This window comes from Larkinella rosea, from assembly GCF_003858635.1.
Lineage (GTDB): Bacteria > Bacteroidota > Bacteroidia > Cytophagales > Spirosomataceae > Larkinella > Larkinella rosea.
The window spans coordinates 183,760-198,961 of the sequence record NZ_RQJO01000010.1 but is presented as its reverse complement, the minus strand read 5'-3'; the positions used below and the strand labels follow the sequence as shown (position 1 = coordinate 198,961).

The 15,202-nt window shown below is 50.7% G+C and carries 15 protein-coding genes; 14 read left to right on the top strand and 1 reads right to left on the bottom strand.

Annotated features, from left to right (window positions below):
• The first annotated feature begins 1 nt into the window (after position 1).
• The 11 genes from EHT25_RS21830 (at position 2) to EHT25_RS21780 (ending at position 11,326) form a co-directional block, all read left to right on the top strand.
• The gene (locus tag EHT25_RS21830; RefSeq protein ID WP_124877298.1) at positions 2 to 1,237 is read left to right on the top strand and encodes an MFS transporter; all 1,236 of its coding nucleotides are present in this window, start codon (positions 2 to 4) and stop codon (positions 1,235 to 1,237) included.
• Between the two features lie 47 nt (positions 1,238 to 1,284).
• Complete coding sequence (locus EHT25_RS21825) at positions 1,285 to 1,833, top strand: carboxymuconolactone decarboxylase family protein (RefSeq protein ID WP_124877297.1); 549 nt, start codon at positions 1,285 to 1,287, stop codon at positions 1,831 to 1,833.
• 147 nt (positions 1,834 to 1,980) lie between these two features.
• Positions 1,981 to 2,538 (top strand): carboxymuconolactone decarboxylase family protein, encoded by a 558-nt coding sequence (locus EHT25_RS21820; RefSeq protein WP_124877296.1) that lies wholly within the window; start codon positions 1,981 to 1,983, stop codon positions 2,536 to 2,538.
• 156 nt (positions 2,539 to 2,694) lie between these two features.
• On the top strand, positions 2,695 to 3,882 hold the full coding sequence (locus EHT25_RS21815) for a DUF3179 domain-containing (seleno)protein (protein ID WP_124877295.1): 1,188 nt from the start codon (positions 2,695 to 2,697) through the stop codon (positions 3,880 to 3,882).
• A gap of 293 nt (positions 3,883 to 4,175) precedes the next feature.
• Complete coding sequence (gene kaiC / locus EHT25_RS21810; protein ID WP_124877294.1) at positions 4,176 to 5,888, top strand: circadian clock protein KaiC; 1,713 nt, start codon at positions 4,176 to 4,178, stop codon at positions 5,886 to 5,888.
• Positions 5,889 to 6,018: 130 nt separating this feature from the next.
• On the top strand, positions 6,019 to 6,318 hold the full coding sequence (locus EHT25_RS21805) for a circadian clock KaiB family protein (protein ID WP_124877293.1): 300 nt from the start codon (positions 6,019 to 6,021) through the stop codon (positions 6,316 to 6,318).
• A complete protein-coding gene (locus EHT25_RS21800) occupies positions 6,315 to 6,638 on the top strand; it encodes a circadian clock KaiB family protein (protein ID WP_124877292.1) in 324 nt (107 codons plus the stop codon). Before EHT25_RS21805 ends, EHT25_RS21800 begins: the two co-directional genes overlap by 4 nt.
• Positions 6,635 to 7,915 (top strand): sensor histidine kinase, encoded by a 1,281-nt coding sequence (locus EHT25_RS21795; RefSeq protein WP_124877291.1) that lies wholly within the window; start codon positions 6,635 to 6,637, stop codon positions 7,913 to 7,915. The genes EHT25_RS21800 and EHT25_RS21795 overlap by 4 nt, the downstream gene beginning before the upstream one ends.
• Position 7,916: 1 nt before the next feature.
• Complete coding sequence (locus EHT25_RS21790; RefSeq protein WP_124877290.1) at positions 7,917 to 8,342, top strand: response regulator; 426 nt, start codon at positions 7,917 to 7,919, stop codon at positions 8,340 to 8,342.
• Positions 8,343 to 8,362: 20 nt separating this feature from the next.
• Positions 8,363 to 10,396 (top strand): alpha-1,4-glucan--maltose-1-phosphate maltosyltransferase, encoded by a 2,034-nt coding sequence (locus EHT25_RS21785; protein ID WP_124877289.1) that lies wholly within the window; start codon positions 8,363 to 8,365, stop codon positions 10,394 to 10,396.
• 81 nt (positions 10,397 to 10,477) lie between these two features.
• Entirely contained in the window at positions 10,478 to 11,326 is an 849-nt protein-coding gene (locus EHT25_RS21780; RefSeq protein ID WP_124877288.1) for a response regulator transcription factor, read from the top strand.
• Positions 11,327 to 11,341: 15 nt separating this feature from the next.
• Here the strand turns inward: EHT25_RS21780 and EHT25_RS21775 are convergent, their stop codons facing one another.
• Positions 11,342 to 11,821, bottom strand: a complete 480-nt coding sequence (locus EHT25_RS21775) for a response regulator (protein WP_124877287.1) — start codon at positions 11,819 to 11,821, stop codon at positions 11,342 to 11,344.
• A gap of 502 nt (positions 11,822 to 12,323) precedes the next feature.
• Between EHT25_RS21775 and EHT25_RS21770 the strand changes: the two genes are divergently transcribed.
• The 3 genes from EHT25_RS21770 (at position 12,324) to EHT25_RS21760 (ending at position 15,186) form a co-directional block, all read left to right on the top strand.
• A complete protein-coding gene (locus EHT25_RS21770) occupies positions 12,324 to 12,701 on the top strand; it encodes a hypothetical protein (protein ID WP_124877286.1) in 378 nt (125 codons plus the stop codon).
• Positions 12,702 to 12,801: 100 nt separating this feature from the next.
• Complete coding sequence (locus tag EHT25_RS21765; RefSeq protein WP_124877285.1) at positions 12,802 to 13,407, top strand: hypothetical protein; 606 nt, start codon at positions 12,802 to 12,804, stop codon at positions 13,405 to 13,407.
• Between the two features lie 93 nt (positions 13,408 to 13,500).
• The gene (locus EHT25_RS21760) at positions 13,501 to 15,186 is read left to right on the top strand and encodes a putative maltokinase (RefSeq protein ID WP_124877284.1); all 1,686 of its coding nucleotides are present in this window, start codon (positions 13,501 to 13,503) and stop codon (positions 15,184 to 15,186) included.
• Positions 15,187 to 15,202: the final 16 nt, after the last annotated feature.

Genomic DNA, 15,202 nt, shown 5'->3' with positions numbered 1-15,202 from the left:
CATGGAAACGATTCAACTCCCAACTGCCCGGCCAACGGCGGCTTACCGAAGCCTGGTGTTTACGCTTTGTATGCTGGTGTACATTTTCAGCGGAACCGTTTCGACGCTGATGTCGACGTACCTGCCGGTGGTTGTTCGTGATTTGTTGGGGCAGGCCGACAAAGCTGATTTCGATCAGGTGAGTGCTTACGTTGGGGCGACCTTTCTGTACGGCTGGATGCTGGGCGGGATGAGCTTCGGCTACTTCGGCGACCGGTTGGGCCGCGTGCGCTCGCTGGTGGGAGCGGTGGTGTTGTACGGCGGTTGTACGATGCTAACGGTTTTTGCGCCCAACTGGATCACGGTCGTTCTGCTGCGGTTTGCCACCGGTTTTGGCATTGGCGGGGTGTTGGTATTGACCACCGTCATCGTCGCCGAAATCTGGCCGGAACGTAACCGCCCGGTTGCGCTGGGCATTCTGGCGGTTGCGTTTCCGGTGGGGATTATGCTGTCCGGTTTGGTCAACTACCTGCTGCCGGATTGGCGGCAGGCTTTCTGGATTGGCGGACTTCCGCTGCTGGTGGGGATGCTGATTGCCAGTCTGGTGCAGGAGCCCGAAGGCTGGAAGCAGGTGAACCGGCAACCGGCATCGGCGGACATCAGCCTGTTCGATCCGAACTACCGGCGGTCGTTGTGGCTGGGTTCGCTGGCGTTCGGCTCCATGCTGGTCGGCTTGTGGGCGGTTTTTTCCTGGGTGCCGACCTGGGTGCAGAGTCTGGTGGTGGGCGATGCGCAGAAAGCACGCGGTTTGTCGATGATGCTGATGGGAAGCGGGGGTGTCATCGGCGGAATCCTGTCCGGTTTTGTTGTCAAAGCCATTGGTCACCGCCGAACGATGTTGTTTGTGTTTGCCGCTTGCTTCGTGATGGTGGCCGTAGTGTTCAAAACCAATGCGGTTTTGACTCCTCTTGTGTATGGTGAAATTGCCTTGCTGGCACTGCTTTTCGGCATGAGTCAGGGTACAATGTCGGCGTATTTACCCGACTTATTCCCAACCCAGCTGCGGGGGCGGGCCACCGGTTTTTGTTTCAACATCGGACGACTCGTTACAGCGACCGCAGTTTTTTTCATTGGAACGCTGGTTGCCAGCCTGGGCGGTTATGGTTCCGCGATAGTCGCTTTTTCCGGCACCTTCGTCATCGGCTTCATTGCCATCTGGCGTGGTAAAGCCCTGTCAGCGGCTAACATGAAGGTATAAATAAATTAAACTATTTTTAGCCCCGGACAGGGCAGTCAATCAAAATTATGGCACATATACAAGTTCCTGAAGGCATTTTCGGTATTCGCAGTCTGGTCATGTACCGCCCCGACACCGGTCAGCACCTGTACGCACTGGCGCAGGCGCTGCTACGCAACGAATCGCCCTTGAGCGAAGCCGAGCGCGAGTTGATTGCCACCTTCGTGTCGTCGCTGAACGATTGCAATTTTTGCGCCGGAAGCCACGCGGCTGCCGCCCGGTTTCTGTTTGGGCAGGACAACGCATTGGTCGATCAGGTGATTCAGGATTACCAAACCGCTCCCGTTTCCGACAAACTGAAAGCCTTGCTGACCATTGCCAAACACGTTCAGGAAGATGCCCGCACGGTTTCGGACGAACTCGTGTCGGCAGCCCGCGATCAGGGTGCCACCGACCGCGATATTCACGATACGGTTTTGATTGCCGCTACCTTCTGCCTGTTCAATCGCTACGTCGATGGATTAGCCACGCTAACCCCGACCGATCCGACGGCCTACGAAGCAATGGGCGAGCGAATGGGAACCATAGGCTACGTGATGCCAACTCTGCCAGCATAGGGCTTAGGGTATTGGGTTAACCAGTTACTCTTTGCCCTCGACCAAAAATATAGTTCATAATAGGTTAGTGGTATTCCCTGGCCGCTCTGCGGTCAGGGATATATGGTTCCCTTTTAATCAGTCACCGACTTTCATTTTCTTAACGATATGCCTCATATTCAATTACCTGACGGATTACCCGGCATTCGCGGACCGATGGCTTTCAGCCCCGAAACCGCCCGGCCGCTCAATGCACTGGCCAACGCCCTGCTGCAAACCGACGAAGGCTTGAGCCGCGCCGAACGCGAGTTGATTGCCACCTACGTTTCCTCCGAAAATGATTGCTTTTTTTGCCAGACCATCCACGGCGCCGTGGCCAGCTATTACTGGGGCGACGAAAATGGGGAGTTTGTCAAAGCCGTCAAAGAAAACTACGGACTAACGGCCATTACGCCCAAACTCAAAGCCTTGCTGGCGATTGCCGGAAGCGTGCAAAAAGGCGGAAAAGAGGTCACCCCCGAGCAGATTCACGAAGCCCGGCAGCAGGGCGCAACGGACAAAGACATTCACGACACGGTTTTGATCGCAGCCGCCTTCTGCATGTTCAATCGCTACGTCGATGGCCTGGCGACCTGGGCCCCCGAAAATCCGGAGCTTTACAAATTCCGGGCAACGAAAATTGCGGAATACGGCTACACCGCCGATGACCATTATATGCCAAAATAGTATACGGTTTTCAGTTTACGGTTTTCGCCGGGCCGACGTTTCGGTTGCTGACGCATTCTTAAATAGCGAATAACGAATATTGAACACCGAATGTCTAAGCATCCGAAACGTCGGCCCGGCGAAAACTGAAAACCGTATACCGAAAACCCAAATTCTATGAGAAATATACTCCTTTTTATATTCGGTATTTTGCTGTTGACGGCAGCCGAGATCGCGAAAGTCTACTTCATTATGCCGATGCCGGGTAGTCAGGAAGCCGAGACGATCGACTTTGCGTACTGGATTCACCAGAATATCTGGATCATCCGGGTGCTGGGCTGGCTGCTGATTGCCTATCCGGTTTTCAAGTTGTTGACCGAACCAAAACGCGTTTGGCGGAAAGCGTCGATGCTGGTGCTGCTGGCGGTTTACGGGACGGTTTTCTACCTGTTCAACTTCAAATACCTGGCCGAGAAGATGTTTTATCAGCCCAGAAATATCGTGATGCTGGCTGTAAAAAACAGCAAAATCCCGCCCAATAAATTGGTTTTAGGACTGGTTGTCAACGGGCAGGCGCGGGCCTATCCGATTCAGTTCATCGGGTACCACCACCAGGTTCGGGACACGGTGGGTGGTGAGCCGGTGATGATTACGTACTGCACGGTTTGCCGCACGGGCCGGGTGTTCCGGCCGTTGGTGGGCGATAAAAAAGAAGAATTCAGGCTGGTGGGCATGGACCATTTCAACGCCATGTTCGAAGACAAAACCACGGGTAGCTGGTGGCGGCAGGTCAACGGAGAAGCGATTGCCGGCCCCTTGAAAGGGCAGTACCTGCCCGCAATGCAGGCTGAACAGATGACCTTGCAGGCCTGGTCCGAACTGCATCCTGAAACGCTGGTTTTGCAGCCCGATTCGACGTTCAAGGAGCAGTATGCGAGTATGGAACCGTACGAAAAAGGCAAAGTGAAACGGAAACTGACGGGACGCGATAGCCTGGCGTGGAAACCCAAATCGTGGGTTGTCGGGGTCGAGCAGAACAAAACCGCCCGGGCCTACGACTGGAGCCAGTTATTGAAACAAAAAGTAACCAACGACAGTCTGGCGGGAACTCCGTTGCTGCTGATGGTGGCTTCCGACAGCGCTACGTTTCACGTCTGGAACCGGAAAGTGAACGGGCAAACGCTGCATTTCTCGGCAGATTCGACCGATCGGTTGCGGGATCAGGAAACCGGGTCAGTCTGGAACCGCCACGGCATTTGTACGGATGGATTACTAAAGGGGAAAAAACTGGCCCGCATTCCGGCATCACAGGAATACCTGCATTCGTGGGAGACGTTCCACCCGGCGTCGTCGCGGTATTTGTGAGGGGAGAGACGACGAAGGACGATTGACCATTGACAATCGTCGCTGGTCAATCGTCATATCATGCAATACATACTTAGGTGAAATAACCGTAAAGGATAGGAACATTTGCTTCTATCCTTTTTCTTTTTTGGAAGGTTGATTTAAACACTGGCTATAAAAATTAAGTTATGCATCTTAAAAAATATTGCTGCACTACCTGCCGGTTTTTTAATTAGTTTAGATTTGATTTACCAGGAAAACCAGGCATGTTGTAGATGGTATCTCACTAAACGGTTTGAAAAATAGCGCAATAAATGAGTTTAAAATCCTCAACAAAAGCTGACTTCCCAAGTGGTTCGTTACCTAAATCGCCGACCGGAATTACGGGATTGGATGAAATTACCGCTGGTGGCTTGCCGAGTGGCCGACCGACGCTGATTTGCGGAGGAGCGGGCTGCGGTAAAACCTTATTTTCCATCGAATTTATCGCACATGGTGCCCTTCTCTACGGAGAACCCGGCGTTTTTATGTCCTTCGAGGAGAAGGCCGAAGAGCTGGCCATGAATGTCATCTCGCTGGGCTATGATCTGGACCAGCTTCAGCGGGATAAATTAATCAAAATGGATTATGTCCGGATTGATCGGAGTGAAATTGAAGAAACCGGTGAATATGATCTGGATGGTCTTTTTATCCGACTGGGCTACGCCATCGATAGCATCGGAGCCAAACGGGTGGTGCTCGACACCGTCGAGAATCTATTCTCCGGTCTGCTTGATCAGAGCATTCTGCGGGCCGAACTTCGGCGGCTTTTTGACTGGCTGAAGGAGAAAAAGGTAACAGCCATTATTACCGGTGAAAAAGGCGAAGGGATGTTAACCCGCAACGGCCTGGAAGAATACATTTCCGACTGTGTGATTCTGCTCGATCACCGCATTGCGAACCAGATTTCGACGCGGCTTTTGCGCATTGTCAAATACCGGGGCACCGTTCACGGCACCAATGAATATCCTTTTCTGATCGATGGAACCGGTATTTCTGTGCTGCCGATTACGTCGCTGACGCTGGCGCATGACGTCACGACAGACCGGGTCTCATCCGGCATTCCGTCGATGGATAAAATGCTCGAAGGTAAAGGGTTTTTCCGGGGAAGCAGCATTCTGGTTTCCGGAACCGCCGGTACGGGAAAGACCAGCATTGCCGCCAGCTTCATCCATGAAGCCTGCAACCAGAAAAAACGGGCGATCTACTTTGCCTTTGAGGAATCACCCCTACAGATCATTCGGAACATGCGCTCGATCGGAATCGACCTTCAGCAGCATGTCGACAACGGTTTGCTGGAGTTTCAGGCGTCGCGACCCTCCCTTACCGGGTTGGAAATGCACCTGTTATCAATTCATAAAATGGTTGAAATGTTTGATCCGCAGGTAGTTACTTTTGACCCGATTACCAATCTGATTACGGTGGGCTCGGTAAGCGAAGTGAAATCGATGCTGATGCGGCTCATTGACTTTCTGCAATCGCGGCAGATCACGGTGATGTTTACGGCACTTTCGCTGAACACCATTATCAATGAACAAACCGATGAGGGGGTTTCGTCGCTGGTGGATGCCTGGGTGCTGGTGCGCGAGATTGAATCGAACGGGGAGCGAAACCGGGGCTTGTACATCATGAAGTCGCGCGGAATGAAGCATTCGAACCAGGTTCGGGAGTTTGTCATTACCGACGAAGGGCTCAGTTTGGTGGATGTGTACCTGGGTCCGGAAGGGGTATTGACGGGTTCGGCCCGGGAATCCCAACAGTTGCTGGAAAAAACCGGGGTGGTTTTACACCAGAATGCCGTCAACCGGAAAGACCGTGAAATTGAACGGAAACGGCTGGTGCTGGAGTCGAAGATTGCCAGTTTGAAAGAAGAATTTGAATCGGTGCAGGACGAGTTGAACAAAGCGTACGTGGAAGAGGAGTTGCGGAAAGAGGTGATAGAAAAAAATCGGGAGCAAATGACACGGAACCGACACAACGAACAATAAGTAATCAGTATACGGTTTTCGGTTTTCTGTATTCGGTTAGCTGACGCGAGCTTTTACACCGCATACCGAAACGTCGACCCTCCGAAAATTGAAAACCGTCTACTTTAAACCGTAAACCTACTAAACCTGAATGGAAACAAAAGAGGAAATATGGGAGTTAAGGCTCTATGTGGCCGGAAAAACCGCTAAATCCGTTACCGCACTATCCAATCTGAAACGCTATTGTGAAGAGCATTTAAAGGATAAATACGTTATTGAAGTGATTGATTTGCTGGTTCAGCCGCAATTGGCCGAAGGAGACCAGATTCTGGCGATTCCGACGCTGGTAAAAAAAGTACCGGAGCCAATCCGGAAAATTATCGGTGACTTGTCGAATGAAGAAAAAGTATTGGTGGGATTGAATATTCGTCCGGCAAAGAAAACAGAATGATCGAACCAGTAACACTTTCGGATTTAGAGTCTAACGACGAACCGGCCTATGAACTGCGCCTGTTCGTGACTGGCGCGTCGATCAATTCCATTCGCGCCATTGCCAATCTGAAACACATCTGTGATATGTATATTCCGGGAAGGTATTCACTGGAAATTATCGATGTGTATCAGCAAAAAGCTCTTGCCGAAAGTGAACAGATTATTGCATTGCCATTATTGATTAAAAAACTGCCCATGCCCCAGCGCAGGCTGATCGGTGATATGTCGGATACGGCAAAAGTGCTCAAGGGCCTGGGAATTTCTACTGGAAGTGAATGAATACGCCCAAAACGTACGATCAGCTTGTGGAAGAGAACGAAGCCTTACTCATTCAACTGGATGAGGCTACCGAAACCATCCATGCCATCCGAACGGGCCAGGTCGATGCGCTAGTGGTGGAGGGAAAAGACGGCCACGAACTCTACAGCCTGAAAACCGCCGATCAAACCTACCGGGTTTTTATCGAAACCATGAACGAAGGCGCGGTAACGCTGAATGAGGAAGGATTAATTCTGTACTGCAATTCAACGTTTGCGTCGATGGTCGGTTTGCCACTGTCGAAAGTCATTGCCTTATCCTTCGAAACCTTCATTCCACCCGATTGCAAAGAGCAATACGAACAGTTGTTCGAGCATGGCTGGACCGAAGACACCAAAGTCGAAACGTCTATATTGAGCAGCAACGGGTTGGTGCCCTGCCAGCTTTCGGTAACAGCGCTGGAACTGGACGGCGGTGTTGCAATGAGCGTGATCATCACGGATCTGACGAGCCAGAAAGAAACGCAGAAGTTGCTGAAATCCAACAACGAACGGTTGGAGGAAATGAATATCGCCCTCGAAGTCAGCAACCATGATCTGCAACAGTTTGCGTCGGTGGCGTCCCACGATTTACAGGAACCCCTGCGGAAAATCCAGATGTTTTCGGAAATCCTGAAAGACCGCCATCTGGGAGAACTGCCGGCCGACAGCGTGAAATACCTGGAAAAAATCATTGATTCATCGAACCGGATGCGGACTATGATTATCGATATTCTGAGCTACTCCCGCCTTTCGACGCAGAACGACAGTTACGAAATCATGGATTTAACGGATATTGTCCATGAAGTCCTGAAAGATTTTGAACTGCGGATTCAGGAGCAGAAAGCCCGGGTTGTGGTCGGCAGATTGCCCGAACTGGAGGTCAATCCGGGCCAGATCCGGCAGGTTTTTCAGAATCTGATCAGCAACGCCCTTAAATTTAGCCGTTCCGATCAGCCACCGGTGATCGAAATTAAAAGCCTGCCGTCAGCCAATGTCGACGACCCGGCCGATATTCCGTTTGCTTCGATTTCAATTTCAGATAATGGAATTGGCTTCGATGAACAATACGTTGAAAAAATATTTTCGCTGTTTCAGCGACTGAATACGAAGGACATCTACGAAGGTTCGGGCATTGGGCTGGCCGTTACGAAACGGATCATCGACAAACACAATGGCCGAATTAAAGCACATAGTCGGGAAGGAGTTGGGTCTACATTCATTATTAGCTTACCTTTAAGGCAAAATAATCCGTCTTGAAATGCCCCTTGATGAAGCTAAAAAGAAAATCCTGCTTGCGGAAGACGATGTCGACGATCGGGATTTTTTTGCTGATTTTTTAGGTGATCGAACCGACATCAGGCTCCTGCCCGGTCTTACCACCGGCGTTGAGGTGATTGAATACCTGAATGGAGTTTCGCTGAGCGAATTGTTGCCGGATGTAATCATTCTGGATCAGAATATGCCCAAACTGACGGGTCTGGAAACACTGAGTTACATCCGGTCCAATGAGCGGTTTTCACGAATTCATGTCGTCATTTATTCAACGTATGTGGGTCAGGAACTGGTCGATGAATGCCTGAAACGGGGTGGTTCTCTGGTGAAATCCAAGCCGGTTTCGAAAGACGGCTATAATATGATGATGGACGAAATCCTGGCGGTATGCAAAAGCGTACCGGTGGGTTAAACACTAGTCTTTAGGTTGTTATGGCTACCCGTACTAAAATCTCCAAATCGGCCGCAGCGGTTTTTAAAGCAGCCAATCTGCCAGCTGACGGACGCGTTCGCGTTGTTATTGAACGGGTTACGCCCGAACTGGACGGCGGACGGTTTCCGATCAAAGCTGTTCCCGGTGACATCATTGCCGTTGAAGCCGATATTTTTCTGGATGGCCACGACAAGCTGGCGGCCCGGCTGATGTATAAACACGCCGATGATTCGGACTGGTCCGAAGTGCCGATGGGTTTTATCAACAACGATCGGTGGGGCTCTTCTTTTTCGGTCGAAAAACCGGGTCTTTATGCGTATACGTTTGAAGCCTGGGTGGATCATATCGCGTCGTGGCAGCACGAAGTGGGGTTGAAAGTGGCGGCTGGTCAGCGCATTACGAGTGAACTGAAAGCCGGTGCGGTTTTTGCCGAAGGCATGGCCGGAAAAGCCGAAGGAGACGATCAATCAACGCTGGAGTGGGTGGCCGGACTGTTTAGGGAAGGTGCGGAAGAATACAACGAAATTCAATACAATGAGGCCATTCGGATTGCGCACAGCGATCAGTTTACGGAGCTGTTGAATCGGTATCCCGAACGGCAGAGCCCGACCCGGTTCGAACGCGAATTGATGGTGGATGTCGATCGCTCGAAAGCTGGTTTTAGTACCTGGTACTGCCTGTTTCCGCGCTCGGCTTCGCAGGAAACGGGCGACGGAGGGGCACCCGTTCACGGTACGTTCCGGGATGTGGAAAAATTGCTGCCACGCATCGAAGCGCTGGGTTTTGACGTGCTGTATCTGCCGCCGATTCACCCGATCGGTCAGGCGTTTCGGAAGGGAAAAAACAACAATGTGGTTTCGGAACCGGGCGAACCCGGTGTTCCATATGGCATCGGGTCGGAACTGGGCGGGCACACCGCCATTCATCCCGAGCTAGGCACACTCGACGATTTTAAACACCTGATTGCCATTGCCAAAAACCACGGCATGGAGGTGGCGATGGATCTGGCGATTCAGGTTTCTCCTGATCATCCGTGGGCCAAAGATCATCCCGAATGGTTCAAAAAACGGCCCGATGGCACCATTCAGTACGCCGAAAATCCGCCCAAAAAATACCAGGACATTTACCCGGTTTATTTTGAAACCGAAGACTGGCAGCGTCTCTGGATCGAAATGAAGGAAACAATGCTGACCTGGGCGTCGTGGGGCGTTCGGATCATCCGGGTCGATAACCCGCATACCAAACCGTTTCAGTTCTGGGAATGGCTGATTTCGGAAGTGAAGAAAGTGTATCCGGACCTGATTTTTCTGGCCGAAGCCTTCACCAAACCGAAGGTGATGCAACAACTAGCGAAGCGCGGTTTTGCCCAATCATACACGTATTTCACCTGGCGCAATAACAAACGCGAACTGGAAGAATACATGAAGGAGCTGACGCAGAGCGAGATGAAGAGCTATTATCGGCCCAACTTCTGGCCAACCACGCACGACATCAATCCGTACATCCTGCAATCGGGTCACGAACCGCAGTTTTTGATCCGGTATCTGCTGGCGGCAACGTTGTCGTCCAATTACGGTATTTACGGGCCCTCTTTTGAGCTGATGGAATACCTGCCGTTTCCGGGCAAAGAAGAATACATTGACTCGGAAAAATACGAAATCCGGCGCTGGGACTGGAGTCGGACCAACCGGCTTACGTATCTGATTGGGCTTGTGAACCGCCTTCGGCGGGAAAATCCGGCCTTGCAAACCACCAATAACCTCACATTCTGCCGTATTGATGACGATGCCTTGATGGCGTATCTGAAAGTAACCGGTTCGAACCGGCTGCTGATGGTGATCAATACCGATGCGTATAACCGGCGGGCCGCCATGGTACAGGTACCAACCTGGCAGCTGGGTATTGCTGACGATCAGGAATACATCGTGCACGATTTGCTAACCGGAGCCCATTATACGTGGAAAGGACAGTGGAATTATGTTGAGCTGGATCCCTACCTTTTGCCGATGCATTTGCTGAAAATGGAGGTGTAACAGAACCGGTGCCTCAGAAAACCAGGCACTTTTGCTTCTAAAAAAGTTATCCAGTGCAAAGGCACGTACGTTTAGAAGCACATGATTCAGCAAGCGATTCAATTTCCGGCATTGATTACCCATTTGAAGGGGTTCAGCAATTACACGTGGCTGCACTACTGCGACGGGCGTAAGTTGCTGGTAGCCAAGTCGCTCGTGTATTTTGAGGGACGGTTGCCGGGATTTTTTCGGATTCATAAAACGGCTCTGGTCAACCCGCACTACATCACGGATTTACAGGCTCCTCCGGGACACAAAATGGCGGGTTCCGTGACGGTGCAGGGAGAGACAATCTTGCCCGTTAGCCGTCGGCGCTGGCAGGAAATAATTAACCCGTTGACCGTTGCCATGCTAAAGAGTTCTGCTTTATACGCTACATCGGAAGTTGTTCAAGCTCCTGTTAGCCAATCCATTGCAAGTTTTGTTGAACCGATTTCACGGGCTATAAAACAACCTTTCCGGCATTTGTGGATCGTAATGGCCGACGAGATGAAAGCGGGCCTGGTGCGGCAACTGGTTCATGATAAATGGCCTCAGTGGTGGATCGAATTGTTTGAAACCGGCACCCGGCTCCGAAATGCATTGCCCGAAGTGATTGGCGATTATCTGCCCGCCATGATCATTCTCGATGGCAGCGAATCCAGAAGTATGCCCACGTTGAAATCGATCAAAAAAAGCCCCAGTTTCCGATTTATTCCGACCCTGCTGTTAAGCTCAGCCGAAGATCAGGATCAGGCTCAGGAGGGCTATGCATCGGGTGCCAACTCCGTAATTGTCCATCCGTCGGACCTGACCCGGTTTATTCAGGTGCTGGAAAGAACGTTGCGTTATTGGTTAACCATGGTGGCAGTTCCACAAGTTGTTGCCGCACCAAGGCCACTGCCAGCCTGATTTGCAATGGGTTGATTAGTACATTATCGGACGGCTGGGAAGACTAACGGTTTCCCACCAATAGTCTTTCAACGTCTGAAAATACGCACCCCATTCCGTAAAATCGGTCGGCTTCACCACATACGAAGCCGCCCCCAGGTCATAGGATTTGGTAATGTCTTCGGAGAGTGTCGAATTGCTAAACATGATCACCGGTATTTGCCCGGTTTCCGGATAGTGGTTTTTGATGGTATTCAGGCAATTCCATCCATTTTCCCGTTTGGGTAAATACAACTCCAGCAGGATCAGTTGAGGCAGCAACAGGCCGGTCAGCACACTATTGCCGAGATATTCAATGGCTTCAGATTCGGTCGTTACCAGAACAAGATCAACATCCGTGAAACTTTGATGAATGGCATTTTTTATCACTACCTGATGGTCCGGATTATCTTCAATCACCAGAATTCGGGCGCGCCGACTTCGGATCGGGTTTGATTTGGTTCGGGAAGAGTTCATACAGCAGAATTGATTTGAATTATCAACCAATTATAACCGACTGAAATTTAATAAACTTACCGTTGCTTTGTCTGTTTATTTTCTATCTACGTTGCCAAATCAGGTAGAATTTACAGCTAATTTGAGTGTTCCGGGTAAAACTTTGAATAAAATGGGTTGATTCACAGCTGCTAAGGCAGCGGGCAGATGAATGTACCTATTAATTCCGGTAAAAGGTTAGGGAAATGGGTAAATCGCTTAACCGGTCAACAATCTGATTTTTGCAATCCAAGTTCTCACGTTCTCCAAATCGATTGAACATCAGCCGGATTGCCATTTTTCAAAATTGTACCCGGTCCAATGGATAATTTTACATTCCGGTTTCCCGGTTTTGTGGTTATTCCTAAGAAGAAAATGTAATCAGGATGTTCATGCGAATGGATTTAGCGGGACAGTGACCGGCAAGGAAGCAGGGAAGTGCTCGCCAGTTGAAGACGAAGTAATTAACTCAACGGAAAAACGGATGAAAAAGGTAATGTTAATGGCAGCGGTTTGGGTAGGCTTAATGGCTACCGCCCTGCAAACTCAGGCCCAGAGCACCAGTTCGGAAGGAAATGCCGCCAACCCTGCTCAAAGTAGAAATGGGAAAATGCAGCAACCGGAAATAGAACCGGGTCGGGCGCGGGCGAAGGAGGGAAGGGAAGTGAGCGGATCGCGCCCGGACAGCAATAGCTTGTCCGATAAGTTCGGCCGCTCCGGCAAACAGGCGGATCGGGAAGCTCGCTCACCAAGTAATTCAGACGGGGCGGTTTCAACGAAGATGAAAGCCAAAGCCGATCCGAAAACGAAGAAAAAACGCAGCAACGGCCGCACCTTCGGAAATACCGGTTCGGAAAATTAACCGACGGTAGTAGACTTTTAACTCCAGAAACCCATTCAGGTCTAAAACCCGGAATGGGTTTATCCTATTTTTCACTTGAACCTTTTTTTCTAACACACCGATGAAAGTCAAGGATATTACGGATAAAATTCAGCAGGGAGTCGAGCTGCTGAAAGGAGAGGAGGCAATAAACAAAACCTATTGCAGTCAGAATTCCTACCGGGATGAACCAACGGCTCAGCGCGCATTTGCGCGGGCCAGAGAACGGATTTTCGATGTCAATCGCTGGTCGGAGATTTCGAGTCTGACGGCTGATTTTTCACTGCTCGACCCAATCGGGAATCCCAAGCCAATGGGTCGCCCGGATGTTGGGGATCACATCCGGGTGCAACTTCCCGGACCCGCTCCGGAAAATTGGGTAAAGGTAATTGAAGTCGAGGATGAAGATACGAAAGCCGGTTTTACGGCTCGCCCCTGCTCCGATCCGCGCGAAAAAACCGGTGCCATCGAACACTTTTTTACCGATGCTTCCACCAGCACCTTTCGGGTTTCGTTGGTAGGCCAGACGGTTTTTGCCTGCCAGATTGGCGAAAATGAACGCGTAAACAACCAGCCTCCCGAAGCAGGCGACCGGGCGGTAATCAACACAATGGTTGCAGGAGCGGGCTGGCTTTTTTACCAAAAGATTCAGTGGAAAACACTGACAGATTATCTGGTGGATTTATAATGAATTCGCCATTTTTACCAAAAATAGGCTTATTTGCCCATTCCATTTGTATTATTACAGGTAGAACTGCTTGCTTGTAATCAATCCGCCTTCATGTTCGACTCAACTGCTTCAAACCTGACCAGTCAGCAATCCTGGGTCCATCTGATTCAGGATCACGACGCCATCCGGTTGCTGGAAATTACGATTCTGCCGCCGTATCTGAATACCTGCCGCTGGTTTGCCGGTAAAGCCCGCCAACAGTCCTATTTCCGGATTCAGTTCGTTCATGACATTCCGTTCATTTCCGGGCCGGAAACCGACGAAAAAGCCTTTCTGGTTATCCTGAAAGTGGGCTACCTGGACGGAGAAACGGAAAGCTACCTGCTGCCGTTGTCGTTCGTTGAACTTGGCCAGCCTGATACGCCGGAAATTCTGCCGAAGGGGATCATCACCGGAGCGGTTTTTAACCAGAAGCGCGGATTGGTCGTCGATGCTATTTACGACGAGCGGTTTCGAGGGGCGTTGTATTTTAATCTGGTTAACCAGCAGGTACTACTGCAGAAAACCGGTCAGCTGACCTTTCACCGGGGGCGGGGCCTGGCAGATGACGACAGCACTGGCGAAGTTACCAGTCGTGTACTGCCAGTTGATTCGAGCAACTCGGCGCTGGTGTTCAGCGTGCCGGGGCAAGGTGAAAAATACTTTTTGAAACTTTACCGCAAGCTGTTTCAGGAAACCAACCCTGAGGTGGAACTGGTGAGTTTTCTGACCGAAAAAAGCCAATTTTCCCACATTCCGGCGTATGCGGGGAGCGTGGTCTGGGAGCAGGAGGGCGTGCCGGATGTAACGCTCGGCATGATGCAGCGGATGGTGGAAAACCGGCACGACAGCTGGAACCAGACGGGCGACGACCTGAACGATTTTCTGTATGCGGTTCCGCATCGCCTGTTTTCCATAAAAGAAGAAGTGTTCGACCGCGTGGAGTTACTGGCGAAACGAACGGCGCAAATGCACCTGGCGCTCTTCAATGCCGAACCGGACGACTCCCTTTTTTCGCCCGAACCGTTTACGGATGACTACCGGGAATTTATCATCCAGCGCTTTGAAAATCTGCTCGAACGGCGGTATAACCTGCTCATCGATAACTATACCAAACTCGATCCGTTGGCGCAGCGTCTGGCGTGGGTATTTATGGAAGCCAAAGAGATGATCGATGAATTTGTCGATGACTTCCGGAACCGCCCGCTCGAATCACTCCGCATCCGGATTCATGGCGATTACCATTTGGGGCAGGTGCTGGTAACCGGTACCGATTTCATTATTATTGACTTTGAGGGAGAACCGGAAAGCAGTATTTCCGAACGGAAGATCAAACATTCACCTTTGAAGGACGTAGCCGGGGCTATCCGATCGTATCATTATGCGGTCTCAGCCAAATTGTTCGGGAGTGTCGAAACCGCCGGAATCGAACCGGACCACCTGCAACGGGTTTCCGAGCGTTGGTTTAAACTGATTCGGGATACCTTCATGGACGCTTATCTGGAGACCATCGGTAGCCCGCATCCGTTGTTTAAGAACAGCAGCGAAGTCAATTTTCTGCTATTGATTTATCTGCTGGAAAAAGCTGTATATGAATTAGGCTATGAAATCAATTACCGGCCTGCGTGGGTCAAGATTCCACTGAAGGGAATTATGGATGTCATTCGGGAAATTGAAAAAATACGCATTGCTGACCCGGCGCGGGACTCGGAGCTTCCCCGATTGCAGATGGGCTTGTTGCAGCCGAAAAAAGAGTAAGTTTGTAGTAAACGCG